A 15,873-nucleotide genomic window follows, 5' to 3' on the forward strand; every position below is an offset into this window, starting at 1 on the left:
TCAAGATGTTTCACACATTAAAACACGGCAGTATTTTAGAAAAAGCAGCAGCAGAAACAGAACAAGAGATTTTACACGTGCATCAGCAAATTGATCAAAAGAGCGAACAAAATGAGTGGCGGGTGCTTGAAAGCTATCGAAAGCACAAAGTCAGTGACTCTCACTTTAATCCGACGACTGGATATGGCTACGATGATATGGGGAGAGACACATTAGAAAAGATTTATGCGGATGTCTTCGGCGGAGAAAGCGGGCTTGTGCGTCCGCAAATCATTTCCGGCACACACGCGATTTCCATTGCCTTATTTGGTGTGCTGAGACCTGGCGATGAATTGATCTATATGACGGGAAAACCATACGATACGCTAGAAGAAATTGTCGGGATTCGCGGGAAAGAAGGGACAGGCTCATTAAAAGACTTCCAGATTGACTACAAAGCCATTGATTTACGACAAGATGGATCCGTCGATTATGAGAAAGTAAAAGAGTCGATTTCCTCTAAAACAAAAGTCATCGGCATTCAGCGTTCAAAAGGCTATGCGTCAAGACCCTCCTTTACTATAGAAGAAATTGAGCAAATGATTTCATTTGTGAAAGAGATGAATGAAGAAATCATTGTGTTTGTAGATAACTGTTATGGTGAATTTACTGAATTAAAAGAGCCATGTCATGTCGGAGCTGACCTCATGGCCGGTTCACTCATTAAAAACCCAGGCGGAGGCCTTGCCAAAACAGGCGGCTATATCGTTGGAAAAGAAAAATGGGTAGAAGCTTGCTCTTATCGAATGACTTCTCCAGGCATCGGCAGTGAAGCGGGTGCATCGCTGTATGCGCTTCAAGAAATGTATCAAGGCTTTTTCTTGGCGCCGCATGTTGTAGCTCAAAGCTTAAAAGGCGCAGTGTTTACGGCTCGTTTTCTTGAGAAGCTCGGATTCCAAACAAACCCAGCGTGGAATGCGAAGAGAACAGATTTGATTCAATCAGTCGAATTTGGAGATCCTAAAAAAATGATTGCGTTCTGTCAGGCAATCCAGTATGCATCTCCGATTAATAGTCACGTCACACCACATGCAAGCTATATGCCAGGCTACGAAGACGATGTCATTATGGCAGCGGGCACCTTTGTACAAGGAGCCAGTATTGAATTATCAGCCGATGGTCCGATCAGACCGCCTTATACTGCCTACGTTCAAGGCGGACTCACGTATGCTCATGTGAAAAATGCGATTTGCAGTGCTGTCGATGCCTTATTGGAACAAGGTTTTATTGAAGTACCTGCTCAATAAAAAAATCCATGTTAATATTCCTAACATCTTGTTGACACATAATATAACATGACATATAATAAATTTAAGCAAAGAGGAGGAGACAGTTGAGATGAGTGATAACATTCGCCGCTCAATGCCTTTATTCCCAATTGGGATTGTCATGCAGCTAACAGAATTATCTGCAAGACAAATTCGCTATTATGAGGAAAATGGTTTAGTATTTCCAGCAAGAAGTGATGGAAACCGCCGATTATTTTCTTTTCATGATGTTGATAAATTACTAGAAATTAAAAACCTCATCGAACAAGGTGTAAACATGGCAGGAATCAAAAAACTTTTTGCCAAAGCTGAGGCAGAAAATCCATCGTCTGATACAAAGACGGAGGAAAAAGCTACAGCTAAGCACAACTTGACAGATGATGAACTCAGGAAGCTACTGAAGAAAGAACTCATTCAGGCTGGACGTTTCCAACAAGGAACGACCTTTAGGCAGGGGGATATGTCAAGGTTCTTCCGTTAACCAATTAGCAAAAGCATTGCTATACACACATTTTACCTTTTGTAGGGGAGGAGTTTTACGAAATGGCAAAGTACACAAGAGAAGATATCGTAAAATTAGTAAATGAGGAAAACGTAAAGTACATCCGTCTGCAATTTACAGACATTCTCGGAACGATTAAAAATGTTGAGATTCCTGTGAGCCAGTTAGAAAAAGCTCTCGATAACAAATGTATGTTTGACGGTTCATCTATTGAAGGATTCGTACGTATCGAAGAATCAGATATGTATCTATACCCAGATCTAAACACATTTGTTATTTTCCCTTGGACAGCAGAAAAAGGTAAAGTTGCACGCTTTATTTGTGACATTTATAAGCCAGACGGGACACCATTTGATGGAGACCCGCGTAACAACTTAAAGCGTATCTTAAAGGAAATGGAAGAACTAGGATTTAGTGATTTCAACCTTGGACCTGAGCCAGAATTCTTCTTATTTAAATTAGATGAAAAAGGCGAGCCAACGCTTGAACTAAACGATAAAGGCGGATACTTTGACCTTGCGCCAACAGATCTAGGCGAAAACTGCCGCCGTGATATCGTGCTAGAGCTTGAAGAAATGGGCTTTGAAATTGAAGCATCTCACCACGAAGTAGCACCAGGGCAGCATGAAATTGACTTCAAATATGCAGGCGCGATCCGTTCTTGTGATGACATTCAAACGTTCAAACTCGTTGTCAAAACCATTGCGAGAAAGCATGGTCTTCATGCGACATTCATGCCAAAACCATTGTTCGGTGTAAACGGATCTGGTATGCACTGTAACCTATCATTATTCAAAAATGGTAAAAACGCATTCTTTGATGAAAAAGCAGATTTACAATTAAGCGAGACTGCTAGACACTTTATCGCAGGTATCGTCAAGCACGCAACAAGCTTTACAGCGGTCACAAACCCAACTGTAAACTCTTACAAGCGTCTTGTACCTGGCTATGAAGCACCTTGCTATGTGGCTTGGAGTGCACAAAACCGCAGCCCATTGATCCGTATCCCGGCATCACGCGGCATCAGCACACGCGTAGAAGTACGCAGCGTAGACCCATCTGCAAACCCATACCTTGCACTAAGCGTATTACTTGCAGCAGGTCTTGACGGAATCAAAAACAAACTAGAAGCACCAGCACCAATCGACAGAAACATCTATGTCATGGACAAAGAAGAGCGTCTTGAAAACGGCATCTCTGACCTTCCTGCAACACTTGCAGAAGCACTCGAGCTGCTGAAATCAAACGAAGTCATGATTAACGCACTAGGCGATCACCTATTCGAGCACTTCATCGAATCAAAAGAAATCGAATGGGATATGTTCCGCACCCAAGTACACCCATGGGAACGCGATCAGTATATGTCTCAGTATTAATAAAAAACCCCTTGGAGCCATTGGCTTCAGGGGGTTTTTGTTTTTTGGGGTATAACGAAGGGCATAGATGAGCATTTTCGGTGTGGCTGCTTGTTTAAGCATACGTTCATATGCATTGAATAAAAATGATTTCGGTAGGGGATATCCATCTTTCAATTAGAGTTACTAAATTCAACTCATACAGGTAAACGTCATTAAGAACGAGTCTAGCGTCATGTTATGAGCCGTATTGATGTAAAGGTTTTGGGTCTCAATAGATCATTTGATTTTTTGCTCTAAAATCAAGAGTTTTAATTATCAGTAAAAGACTCTGGTTGCTGTATACTTCTATCCGGGATATTAAAACAAATGTACCCCATCTTGAACCGGATGGGGTAGCTGTATCAATAAATTCAATTTTTGTCTTGTGTAATAAAGTTTGTTTTATTTTAATATTTAATAATTGTTCTTCCTAAATGTTGGCCATTTTTAATGGCTTCAATTTTTTCAGGTAACGTATCGAGAGTAATCTCATTGACTAGAGTCGTTTGGGAGATATTCCATTCGTTTGCTATCTCGTTCCAAATTACTTTGCGTTTATTGATTGGCACATTTACAGAATCGATCCCCAGAAGGTTGATCCCTCTTAAAATAAAAGGTAACACAGTTGTTGTTAATTTAATTCCACCTGCATTTCCGCACATGCTCATGCTTCCACCGTAAGAAATTTGAGGGATTAATACAGAAGCTACATCTCCTCCAACAGTATCTAATACGAAGTCAAATTTTTGCTTGTTTAATGGTTTTTTTAACTCTCCTAACTGGTTTGCAAAAATGACATCATTTGCTCCTAAAGATTTTGCTATGTCAACTTGATTATCTTTACGCACTAAAGCAAAGATATTTTTGTACCCAATTTTAGATAATAATTGTATAGAGATGCTACCAACTCCACCAGTTGAGCCCGTAACGAGTATATTAGGTTGATTTTTTGTATTCATACCATTTTCCTGTAAAGCCATGATCGAAAGAGCAGCAGTAAAGCCTGCTGTTCCAAAAATCATTGCTTCTTTTAAAGTCAAGTTATTTGGCAAAGGAACAATCCAATCCGCAGGTACTCTAGCATATTCTGAAAAACCTCCAGTGTGGCTCATGCCCAATGCGAAACCTGTGACAATAACTTGTTGACCCTCTACGAAACGATTATCTGTTGTATGAACGATAGTTCCACTTAGATCAATTCCGGGAATCATTGGATAGTTACGAATAACACCTCCATTTTTTTGAACGGCCAGCATATCTTTATAATTGATTGAAGAATATGCAACTTTAATTAATACTTCTCCCTCAGATAAATCATTAACACTTACATTTTGAAGATCGTAACTAACTTGATCATTTTTTTCTGTAACTAGAATCGCTTTAAATGAATCCATTATTTATCTTCCTCTCTAAAAATATATTATGACAAAACATTTCCGGTGCAAAAGTATTTCAATTAAAAAACTACCATGATATTATAGGTAAAGTCAATGTGGGGGAGATACGATGGAATTATCAGAGTGCATAAATTTTTTACTAAGTGTTAGTCAAAATAAAGTGTTTAAGTACTTTAGTAAGCTTTTAGAGGAATGTGATTTGACACCCGCTCAATATGGTGTGTTGAACTGTTTGTGGAGAGAGGGCCAGCTATCTCCCAAACAAATTGGAGAACTTGTGTATTTAGAAGCCTCAACAGTTTCTGGAATTTTAGATAAAATGCAAAAAGCTGACTTAATTGAACGCACAATAGATCCAAAAAATCGAAGAAATATTTTAGTAGATGCTACTCAAAAATCTTTAGTCATTAGAGATAAAGTTGAAGCAGCAACAATTGAGCTGAACAAAACAGCGCTTCAAAACTTGTCAAAACATGATAAGGTTGTGCTAAAGAAAGCATTGAATACAATTATAAATAATTTTCAATGATGTATTTTTATAAACAAGCTTCATATTAAATCCATAACCGCAAAAAAGCTCTTTTACTGGAGCCTTTTTGCGGTTTCTGTTCGATGATTTGTAAATTTCTGCAAGTCATAATAAATGTCACATAAGGAGATTTGGTGGAAGGAGAGTGAGGCATGGAGACAGTTCTTTCACATGTTGGTGTGAAAATAAATGAATGGTATAAAATGATCCGGCAATTCAGTGTTCCAGACGCAGAGATTTTGAAAGCTGAGGTAGAACAAAAGATTGAATAAATAGAAGAAGACCAGGATTTACTGATCTACTATCAATTAATTTGCTTCCGCCATCAGCTTATGCTTGTTAATATAAAATCCTCACAGCAGCGGTCTTTATCTATTGCAGACTTCGTTGATAAAATCGAAAAGTCGAATCATCAACTTTCTGGTATGCTGCAATACTAAAAATTATCCAGAGACAGTTAACCATCTTCGGTAGCAAAAAGCCTAAGAGCTGTTTGAATAAAGGCATCTGTTGCTTTGGATATATCTTTCATATCAAGCACTGCAATATTGATATCTCTGAACGTATCTGGTGTTAATTCACGAAAAACGACTTGGTCTGGCAGTGACCAAATATTTTTTTTAGTTGTAATGGTTATTCCTAAACCTTCTTGTATCATACTTAATCCTGTCTCTATATACTCCATTTCAAACCGAACGTGAGGAGTTACGTTATACTTTTTAAATAAATCATGAACTTGTACCTCATAACCCCCTTTCCCCAATAGTATATCTTCACCTTGTAAGTCGGGAATACTTATTATTTCTTTCTGATATAAAGGATGGCTTGAATGCATCAGTACAATCAGTTGATCTTTCATTAAATGTACGGTATCAAAATCTTTATCAGGAGGAATAATAATGCCCACATCAATGTATTTAGAACGTAACCACTCTTTAACTTGATCTACACTCCCTTCTGAAAGTTTGATTTCTAGGCCTGGATATTGATTCTCCATTGCACGTATGATTTTAGGAATAAATCTAGTACAAGCAGTTCGGTAAGCTCCTATATGTATCTTCCCAATCTCTAACCCTTGTTCAGCTGCAACTAATTCATCTACTTTTTGTAATTCACTTAGAACCTTCCTGAAAATAACTAATATACGTTCTCCTATATCTGTGAAAAATAAGCCATTTTTCTTATCTCTTTCAATTAACTTTGTTCCTAGTTGCGATTCAATTGTAGCTACGGCTCGACTTACAGCCGGCTGTGTCATATGTAATTCCTCACCGGCTTTTGTAAAACTTCCTGTTTCAGAAATTTGGACAATTAGTTGAATTTGCGATCTATTCATAGCGTTTTTGTTATCTCCTGTATGATTAATATGCATTTCATTTATATTGGAACTTAATGTACCATAAAAGAAAATAGAACTTCAAGATATAATCCGAGACAATAAGTGAGGCTAATCATACTCATTAAGGTGATGATCATCATAACCTTATCATTTTGGGTTTGAATTTTATAGGAGGATTAACGTGAAAAATATTTTAATCATTAACGCACATGAGTACCATGAGATGGCCAAAGGCCAATTAAACCAGACATTAGTAGAAAGAATGGTAGACAAGCTAAGCCCACTTTATCATGTTAAAACCACAATTGTTGCAAATCACTATGATGTAAAAGAAGAACAGGAAAAATTCAAATGGGCTGATTTTGTGATTATTCAAACACCAGTTTATTGGTATCACTATCCTGCTGCATTTAAGAAGTACATGGATACTGTATATGAGCACGGAATTTTTTATAGAGGGACAGATATTTATGGTGAAGGAGGTTTATTAGAAGGACGTCATTACATGCTTTCTGTTACTTGGGGTGCAGGTGAATGGGTGTTCGATAATCCGATAGAGCAGCCTTTCTTTGAGGGGAAGGAAGTAGACGAGGTCCTAGTTGCAATGCACAAAGCACAGCAATTCATAGGGATGAAACCATTAAAAACACTCTCAAATCATTCGGCGCTCAAGCCTGACATGGAGAAAGTATTTGAAAAGACGGATCAGCATTTAGAAGAGATATTTTCTTTATCTTAAAATGACAGAAATCCGTATTTGAGATGTATGCTTCACCATTCACCCGAAAAAATTCCTAGTTTTTGACCAATGACTTCAATCTTAAAAAGGAGAGAAGGATGATGAGTACTAGTGAAAAAAGAAGAGCGGGATTTTGTTCGCAATGCGTTTCAAAATGTGGAGTGATATCCGTTACACAAAATGATCAGTTAGTAAAGGTGCTCCCGGATAAAAATCATCCGAATGGGGGAATCTGTCCAAAAGGAGCAGCAGCACCTCAAATCGTCAATCATCCTGATCGCATCGTTTTTCCTTTAAAGAGAACTAACCCAAAGGGGCAAGATCCACTATGGGAGAAAATCACATGGGAAGAAGCCATCCAAACCATTGCAAGTAAACTAAAACAGATTCGTTCTGAAACAGGGGCAGAAACAGTTTCTTACACTTTTCCAACAGTTGGTGCAAGCGGAAGTTTTAGCTGGGGGCCATATTTACAGCGCTTGATGAATCTATACGGCACCCCCAACTATATTTCTCATACCAATGTCTGCCAGTGGACAAGGGACGAGGGATCAAAATACACATATGGTGTTGGATTGCCTCAACCCGACTTTGAACGTGCTAGCTTGATATTGATATGGGGGCACAATCCAGCAGATACGAATCTTCAGACTTGGAAAAGGCTCATGGCAGCTAGAAAAAGAGGCAGTAAACTAGTAGTCATCGATCCACGCCGAACAACGACAGCTGCCGCAGCAGATTTATGGATTTCTCCGAATCATGGAACTGATATCGCTTTAATATTAGGGTGTCTTCAATTTTTGATTGAGAACCATTCGTATGATGAGCAATTTCTTCTCCAATGGACCAATGCCCCTTTCTTAGTGGATAAGCGAACAGGAAAATTCCTTCGACCAGCACATCATCAGCCATATGAATTTTTAGTTCTTGATCAAAAACAGAAGCCATTTAAAATCGATACTCGGGCAGATCCTGAGACATGGTCAGAACATATTTTACTTTCAGGCGAATACGAAAATGAGGACGTTTCTTCAGAAACCGTTTTTTCTCAATTATTGAAACAAGTATCTTCATTTAGAATGGAACATGTGGAAAAAATAACGGGTATTCCAGCTGAGAAATTAACGGAACTTGGGGAATTATTAAGCCAAGAAAATCCGATAACCTATTATTCATGGAATGGATTAGAACAGCATGTAAATAGTTCATCTACCAATCGAGCATTATGTATCCTTTATAGTCTGACCGGTTGTTTTGATAAGCAAGGGGGGAATATTATCCTCCCGTCTTTACCAGTAAACTTAATAAAAGGTCAAGATTTACTGCCAACTTCACAAGAGCAGAAGCGTTTAGGATTAGATCAGAGACCTTTAGGTGCTCCCAAAATATCTGCTTCAGGGTATGATTTTGTTCATGCTGTATTAAACGAATCTCCGTATTATATGAGAGGCTTGTTAAGTTTTGGGGGTAATATGGTCACTCAAAACCCTGGAACCAAGAATATGATAGAAGCCTTGAAAAAATTAGAATTTCATGTACACGTTGACATGTTTCATAGTCCAATGACGAAGTTTGCAGACATTGTATTACCAGCTGCACATGCATGGGAGTCCCCAAGTTTGTTGGCAGGCTTTGAAGGGAATTTACAAACGGATCAACATATTCAATACAAACCTGCAATGTCAAAGGCTCCTGGGGAAGCTCGTCCTGATCTACAAATAATCATGGAAATAGCGGTTGAAATGGGTTATCAAGAAGAGTTTTGGAATGGAAATATTGAGAAAGCGTTTAATGACTATCTTAAACCAGTGAATGTCACATTAGACCAACTTCGATCTCACCCTGAAGGTCTGTCTGTGCCCTTAAAAATAAAATATTGTAAATATAGAGAAAAAATGAATGAAAGAGTCAAAGGTTTTTCTACTCCGACAAGAAAGCTGGAGATTTATTCCGAGTTTTTGTTAGAGCATGGATATGCTCCACTGCCTCAATTTGAAAAACCATTAACTGTTCCGCAATATCAGAATCAATCGAATGATTTTCCGTTAGTTCTTTCTTCTTTTAAATTAAAAAGTTTTTGTCATAGCCAGCATCGTAATATTGCTAGACTAAGAAAACTGCATCCCGATCCTTTTGCTGAAATCCATCCCCAAACAGCTCAAATGTATAGGCTAAATGAAGGTGAATGGATTTATTTAGCCTCTCCTTTCGGCAGGATGAAGGCAGTCGCTCGACTGACAGAAAGTATACCCGTGGGGACAATATATACTCAAGCGGGCTGGTGGGATGAGTGTGATGAACTTGAATTAGCTGGATTTGATCCATTTTCAGTAGAAGGTGCAAATGTCAATCAATTAATAGGTACCGATGAGATTGACCCCATATCAGGTTCCGAACCATTAAAATCTTATCGATGCCAGATTTATAAGATAGGATAGATCCTTTGCCCTAATTAAAGCAAAAAAGCTGATGACTCCCAGCGGTGGAGGCTTCAGCTTTTTGCTTTTATACTAAAAATGTCATATCAATTTGTTTATGTGTTGCATGATTAATATGCATTTTATTTATGTTGTGGCTTCATGTACCATTAAATAGGATTACACATCAAGAAAAGTATCGGAGGTAACAAATTTGATCAGTCGTCATATATTATTTCTATTTGCACTTATATTAGCTGCATTTAATCTTAGGCCTGGTATAACTTCAGTTAGTCCAGTTTTGCACGGAATATCAAATGAATTAGGCATGAGTTCTGCTTCAGCTAGTCTACTTACATCTATTCCTTTATTATGTTTTGGCTTTTGCTCGTTATTCGCTGGTCGTTTAGCAAATCGCTATCAATCAGAGAAAACCATCACATTTTTTATCGCTTTTATAGGTATTGTAACGCTTTCGCGTGTCTTTACAAATTCGTCTATCTATCTATTGATAACGGCTTTATTCATTGGTGCGGGAATTGGGATTGTAAGTCCTTTGCTCTCTGGTTTCATCAAAAGTTACTTTCCGGAGAAGGCAGCCTCCATGATAGGCGTATATTCTACTTCAATGGTAGTTGGAGCATCCATTTCTATTGGGCTGACGACACCACTTCAACACTGGCTCAATAATTCATGGAAAAACGGATTAGCGTTCTGGAGTATTCTTGCTCTAATGGCTGTTCCACTTTGGCTTATGGTCATTAAACATTCTCATACACATACAGCATCACAAAAGAGAAGTGCCTCCTTGCCATTAAAAAATAAAAAGGCGTGGTTATTAACCTCTTTTGTAGGGCTTGTCACTCTTATGTTTTATTGTTTTGCAGCTTGGCTACCAGCCATCGTAGAGGAAAAAGGATGGACGTCAGCATTTGGTGGTCTTGTAGGTACAATAGCTATGATTGCACAATTGCCAGCTACTCTTTTATTGCCTAGTCTCTTGAAGAAGCTGCCAAGTAGAAGACTTTGGATTTTAGTCTTTACCCTTAGTGTAATGACTGGATTATCTCTTTTATGTTTTACAAACGTGACACCTATTGTTTCAAGTATATGTCTAGGGATTGGCAGTGGCGGTCTTGTCTCACTCACTTTATTATTACCGATAGATAAGGCATCGTCCCCTATGGAAGCAAGTACTTGGTCAGCAATGACTCAAGCAATTGGATACATGATTGGTGCAACGGGCCCGTTTATCATCGGTTTTCTCCATGATTTTCTAGGCAGTTTCGTTCCAACATTATATCTTCTTATACTTTTAGGTTTCATTGTTATGTTATTGGGATGGAAAATCACTAAGTCAGCTCATGCTAATGAAGAGGGGTTATCTGTGAAATAAATCTATTCTTATAACTGTAAGGTTAGCTAGTACTCATTTGAAGTATTTATTCAGGAAAGGGGGTGATAATGATGGAGAATAACTCGAAGTTACAGCAGGCGACAAAAATATATAAAGCACTCGGTGAACCAACCCGATTAAAAATTGCTCGTTTGCTTGCTAATGAAGCAAATTTATGTTGTTCAGATATAGGAATAAAACTTGAATCAATTGCTGGATCAACTTTATCCCATCACTTAAAACAATTAACTGATTGCGGGCTAATGAGTACTTATAAAGAAGGCACATATATATACTACAGCCTAGACCGTGAGTTGATTGGAAAGTATGCTCCATATGTGATGGAGTAATTTTTCTTATTTCTATACTTAAGGAAATATAGAAATAAGAGGTATGATTTTTCTTGTCCGGATTATGGCTAAATTACTCGATAGGTATCCTCATCTAAATTTTGAGTAGATCCATTACTAGTACTTTATATAAAAAAGCTAAAGCGAACCATCTATCTTTATCATAAGTGCGTTAAATTCAAGGGTGTCACCTTTATAAAACATTTTTAAAGAAACTGTAAAGATCACTTTTTCTACATGCAAAAATCAGCTCTTTACAGCTAATTTTTCAAACGTTCGGTTAATTTATGAAATTAAATCTAAATTTCTAGAAATACCGAAATAAAACCAAAAGGAGAAAGATAATGAGAAAAAATATTGGAGCAAAATCTTACGTGTTACCACAACCAGTTTTTATTATTGCAGCGTATGACGAAAATGGAATTCCGAATGCCATGGCTTCTACATGGGGCGGTATTAGTAATGAAAATGAAATTTCAATCTGCATTAGTTCAGAACGAAAGACGTTAAAGAATATTATGCTGCATGGTGCATTTACCGTAAGCATGTCAGATGCGTCTTTTCTTGAGGCATGTGATTATCTTGGAAATGAAACTGGAAATGAGGTTCCAGATAAATTTGCAAGAGCTGGATTTCATGCAGTTAAGGCGGACTTTGTTGATGCACCACTGATTGAGGAACTTCCATTTGCGTTAGAGTGTAAAGTGAAAAGTTATAATGAAAAAGAATGGCGCATGATTGCTGAAATCGTGAACATCAGTGTTGAGGAGGATATACTAGATGAGAAAGGTAAAATCAATCTGGATAAATTCAGCCCACTTGTATTTGATAGGGGAAGTAGGAATTACCATAAAATAGGAGAAAAAGCAGGGGATGCTTTTGAGGATGGACTGTATCTTAAGAACAAGTAAAAATCTGCAAAAAAGTGGCTTTTCTCTACCGAGGAAGGCGCCCATAGCTTTTACTTATCTTGTTTGAGAGTTACATTTTCAACTACCACTGCTTTTTCAGAACCTGTAACTGAATTGGAACTTGTTCCTGTCTACATTGTAAAAGCCAGTATAACAACGGCTGTCAAAGCAAGTTCTCCAAAAGTATAAGAAGCGTAACACTTTAAGCTCTTTACAGTTAATTTTTCAAGCGCTCGGTTAATTTATGAAAATAAATCTGTATTTCTAGAAATATCGAAATATAAAACAAATAGGTGTGAATTATTTTGTCAAATATGTGGAAAATTTATTTATTAGCTGCCATTAGTTTTCTTAATGGTACATCAGAATATGTTATTGCGGGAATCTTAGACAAAATTGCTGAGGCTAATCACATTTCAGTTTCATCTGCAGGACAGTTAATCACTGTGTTTTCAGTAGCTTTTGGTGCAGGGACACCCTTTCTAATTGCTATGTTTGCTCGAATGGACCGAAAAAAACTTCTTGTCTATGCTTTAACCGTTTTCTCTGTCATTAATATTCTTATTGCGATAATAACAGGGTATGAAATGCTAATGTCAGCTAGAATAATCTCTGCCCTTAGTGCTGGTGTTATGCAAGTCACAGTTCTAACCCTTGCTGCAGTTTTAGCAGCTCCAGGAAAGCAAGGAGGTGCGATTGCTACAGTTATTATGGGACAAAGTTCTGCTTTGGTTGCAGGTGTACCTATAGGAAGAGTTGTGGCTTCACATTATGATTGGAATGTCATATTCATTGGAATTGGGGCAGTAGGATTACTTTTCTCTGTCTTAACTTTGTTTGCTATACCAAAAACAGTTGCTGAAAAACCCGTACCTTTACGTGAGCAGTTTAAATTTTTTATGAGACCACGTATCGCAGCATACTTGCTTATAACTTTTCTATGGTTAGGTGCATATTCCGTTGTATTTACGTATATTTCACCATATTTCCTAGATATATTCGGCATGAGCAATCATGGGGTAACGACAGCACTCTTTATTTTTGGGATTGCTAGTGCTATTGGAGCTCAATTAGGAGGCTTTAGTACAGATAAGTGGGGGGCATTTCGTACATTAACTGGAGGAATGTTACTCCATGCTATTGCACTATTGCTCTTCCCGTTTATCGGTCAGTTTGCTTTTCTTTTCTATGTATTACTTATTTTCTGGGCGCTTGCAGCTTGGTCTTCCGGCTCGCCAATACAATTTCAGTTAATAAGCCTTGCCCCTGCTGCGGCAAGCATTGTGCTTAGTTTGCACAGTGCTTTGGGACAACTTGGAATGGCAGGTGGAGCTGGTATCGGCGGTATTGCTGTCAAAAATGGTTTGTTGAATTATCTTCCTTGGATTGGGGCTTTTACTCTTGCTATTGCTGTCGGAGTCACAGTTCTTGACAAGGTTCTATCTAAACGAAAAACAGTTTAAAGAAACTCAGAGCACTCTTTTTATAAAATAAAAAGTGGTTTCATTCAACCTCAACATGATGATGTCCAAACCGTCGCATCAAGAAGGAGCTCTGGAGGATAATTGGTTAAAAAACGATAAAGTGGATTAAAGTGTAAGACTCCTTATGGTATTCTAGTAAAAGAATATTCCATAAAAGGAGTCTTTTTTATATGAAAATATTAGATGCTCCATCTTTACTGTCAGCTGTCGAACAAAGATCAAAAGTCTATCAGGAGCTTCGAGACGAAATGCAGCATGTGAAAATAGCATTAAAAAGTGTGTCGGGATTAGGTGATGAATTTACTGGAAAAGGTGCAGACAATATCAAAGCCTTTTATGAGGATCTTGCGCTTTACACGGACACTTATCTTGATTTTATTGATATGCAAAAAGCTTTTTTAGATGGGGTAAAAGGAAAGCTTGATGATGAATCGTTAGGCGGGAGTACATTTATTGATGAGCATTTCTTAGACGCTCAACTGAAACAAGGGATTCAGAATAATAAAGATATGGTCAAGGAACAAAAAGAAGCCCTATCCACTATTTTTGATGACATCAGTGATCTCATAGAACTGAATGTATTTTCAAGTAAAGAGGTCAATGAACATTTAGACGATGCGAATAAAAAAAGAAAAGAGGCAATTGATGCTGTACATAAATTAGATCATGCCCTAAAAACAGAATACGCAAAATCAGAAGCGATTGAGAAACATCTTACAACCTTTTATACAAAAATGATGGCTGCTACAGGAAAAGGGAAAAATGCGCAGCCAATGTATTACGATGCAAAAGCATTTCATGAGACAGATGTGTACAAGAATCATGATAAAATCGATGCACAGGTGAAAGCATATTTAAAATTGAAAAAAGAAGAAAAAGAGAAACGAAGAATCAAAGAATTGAAAGAAAAACTCAACGATCCTTCGTGTATATCAGAAGAGAAATACTTTGAGATTGTAAACGAAATTGGATATGAGAATCTTTCTTACGATCAAAAAATGTATTACAGCCAGCTTCTCCAGATCAAAGCGCAGGAAGAAGCATCAGAGGGGTTTATTGATGTTGTAAAAGGTGCAGCAGTTGGTCTATATGATGTGGCCAAAGATACAGTAGTTGGCATCTACGATCTTGTGACAGATCCTGGAGGTGCCGTTGAATCGGTCGTAACGGCTGTTTCACATCCAATTGAAACATCGAAAGCGATTGGAAAGTCGATTTCAGACTCATTCCAAAAAGAAGTCATCGATGGTGATGCATATTCTCGATCACACTGGTTCGCCTATGCAACTGGTTCTCTAGCAGAAATCGTCTTTGGTTCTAAAGGGGCAGGTGCCATTACAAAAACGGGGACAACAGCGGCAAAAACAACGGTGAAGAAAGGCCTTGAACAAGGAGCAAAATCATTAGACAATGTCTCTATTCCGAATCTATTGCCATACTCACCAAAGTTTCAAATGGCTGGCGGCCCGAAGCTGCCGTATAACGTGTTTGACGGAGAAAATCTCAAAAATAAACTCCTCTCTATGGCGAAGCGTCTAGACAACAATTCAGGATACGGCATCTCTAAGACAGGCAGACGCTTACCAGCACCAAAATCACCACCAACCGTTGTCAGTTACGGAGATCACTATGTGAGATGGAAACGTAAAAAAGTGTTAAAACCAAATGTTGTTTATTCAACAAAGCAAGGCTACACCTACACAACCGACCACTACGGACGTATTGTCAAAGTCGAAGCAAGTGATTTAAAATACGGAGAGGTTAAAAGAAACCAATATGCCCAATCCAATTCAGGGAAGCCGGATCGATTAATGGATGATGATGGAGGTCATTTGATAGCGTCTATTTTTAAAGGTTCCGGGGATATTGATAACCTTGTTCCGATGAGTTCACAGATTAATCGTAGTGGTGGGAAATGGTATCAGTTGGAGCAGGAATGGTTGGCAGCCTTGAGGAAAGATCCACCTCAGACAGTATCAGTTTCCATAGAAAGCATTAGATATGAAGGAGATTCTATGCGACCAACTTTATTTAAAATTAAGTATAAAATTGGAGCTAGGAGAGTTAAAAAGGTATCGATTGAAAATAAGCCAGGAGGTTAATTC

General features: G+C 38.0%; 13 protein-coding genes and 1 pseudogene. 12 read left to right on the top strand and 2 right to left on the bottom strand.

The genetic code is table 11. The annotated features are described in order from the left end of the window. Positions 1-5 precede the first annotated feature (5 nt). The 3 genes from MHI23_RS08565 to glnA all read left to right on the top strand — a co-directional run bounded on the left by MHI23_RS08565 (position 6) and on the right by glnA (position 3,185). Positions 6-1,286 carry an aminotransferase class I/II-fold pyridoxal phosphate-dependent enzyme gene (locus MHI23_RS08565; protein ID WP_034281939.1) on the top strand — a complete coding sequence of 427 codons (1,281 nt, stop codon included), beginning with the start codon at positions 6-8 and terminating at the stop codon, positions 1,284-1,286. 91 nt (positions 1,287-1,377) lie between these two features. Then, positions 1,378-1,788: a MerR family transcriptional regulator gene (locus tag MHI23_RS08570; RefSeq protein WP_025093274.1), complete on the top strand. Its 411-nt coding sequence runs from the start codon at positions 1,378-1,380 to the stop codon at positions 1,786-1,788. Positions 1,789-1,850: 62 nt separating this feature from the next. After that, positions 1,851-3,185 (top strand): type I glutamate--ammonia ligase, encoded by a 1,335-nt coding sequence (gene glnA / locus MHI23_RS08575; RefSeq protein WP_024427046.1) that lies wholly within the window; start codon positions 1,851-1,853, stop codon positions 3,183-3,185. A gap of 428 nt (positions 3,186-3,613) precedes the next feature. On the opposite strand, the gene MHI23_RS08580 is transcribed toward glnA, so the two are convergent. After that, a complete protein-coding gene (locus MHI23_RS08580; RefSeq protein WP_098676905.1) occupies positions 3,614-4,600 on the bottom strand; it encodes a YhdH/YhfP family quinone oxidoreductase in 987 nt (328 codons plus the stop codon). Positions 4,601-4,712: 112 nt separating this feature from the next. Here MHI23_RS08580 and MHI23_RS08585 point away from each other — a divergent pair, with 112 nt between their 5' ends. Then, positions 4,713-5,132, top strand: coding sequence for a MarR family transcriptional regulator (locus MHI23_RS08585; RefSeq protein ID WP_024427048.1), 420 nt, complete (start codon positions 4,713-4,715; stop codon positions 5,130-5,132). A 152-nt stretch (positions 5,133-5,284) separates the two neighbouring features. Then, positions 5,285-5,569 (top strand): annotated as a pseudogene (locus MHI23_RS08590) (aspartate phosphatase); the annotation flags it as partial. Between the two features lie 20 nt (positions 5,570-5,589). On the opposite strand, the gene MHI23_RS08595 reads toward MHI23_RS08590, so the two are convergent. Continuing rightward, the gene (locus tag MHI23_RS08595) at positions 5,590-6,468 is read right to left on the bottom strand and encodes a LysR family transcriptional regulator (RefSeq protein WP_024427049.1); all 879 of its coding nucleotides are present in this window, start codon (positions 6,466-6,468) and stop codon (positions 5,590-5,592) included. Between the two features lie 184 nt (positions 6,469-6,652). On the opposite strand from MHI23_RS08595, the gene MHI23_RS08600 reads away from it, so the two are divergent. From MHI23_RS08600 to MHI23_RS08630, 7 genes are all read left to right on the top strand, one after another. After that, positions 6,653-7,210 carry an NAD(P)H-dependent oxidoreductase gene (locus MHI23_RS08600; protein WP_024427050.1) on the top strand — a complete coding sequence of 186 codons (558 nt, stop codon included), beginning with the start codon at positions 6,653-6,655 and terminating at the stop codon, positions 7,208-7,210. A 101-nt stretch (positions 7,211-7,311) separates the two neighbouring features. Then, on the top strand, positions 7,312-9,648 hold the full coding sequence (locus MHI23_RS08605) for a molybdopterin-dependent oxidoreductase (protein ID WP_024427051.1): 2,337 nt from the start codon (positions 7,312-7,314) through the stop codon (positions 9,646-9,648). A 193-nt stretch (positions 9,649-9,841) separates the two neighbouring features. Then, a complete protein-coding gene (locus MHI23_RS08610; RefSeq protein ID WP_051149976.1) occupies positions 9,842-11,023 on the top strand; it encodes an MFS transporter in 1,182 nt (393 codons plus the stop codon). A gap of 68 nt (positions 11,024-11,091) precedes the next feature. Further along, entirely contained in the window at positions 11,092-11,373 is a 282-nt protein-coding gene (locus MHI23_RS08615; protein WP_024427053.1) for a metalloregulator ArsR/SmtB family transcription factor, read from the top strand. Between the two features lie 344 nt (positions 11,374-11,717). Beyond that, on the top strand, positions 11,718-12,284 hold the full coding sequence (locus tag MHI23_RS08620; protein WP_024427054.1) for a flavin reductase family protein: 567 nt from the start codon (positions 11,718-11,720) through the stop codon (positions 12,282-12,284). Positions 12,285-12,598: 314 nt separating this feature from the next. Then, complete coding sequence (locus MHI23_RS08625) at positions 12,599-13,747, top strand: MFS transporter (protein WP_051149977.1); 1,149 nt, start codon at positions 12,599-12,601, stop codon at positions 13,745-13,747. A gap of 191 nt (positions 13,748-13,938) precedes the next feature. Then, positions 13,939-15,870: a T7SS effector LXG polymorphic toxin gene (locus tag MHI23_RS08630; RefSeq protein WP_125587364.1), complete on the top strand. Its 1,932-nt coding sequence runs from the start codon at positions 13,939-13,941 to the stop codon at positions 15,868-15,870. Positions 15,871-15,873 lie beyond the last annotated feature (3 nt).

The sequence above is a fragment of the Bacillus sp. FSL M7-0003 genome, assembly GCF_038628485.1.
GTDB classification, from domain to species: domain Bacteria; phylum Bacillota; class Bacilli; order Bacillales; family Bacillaceae; genus Bacillus; species Bacillus safensis.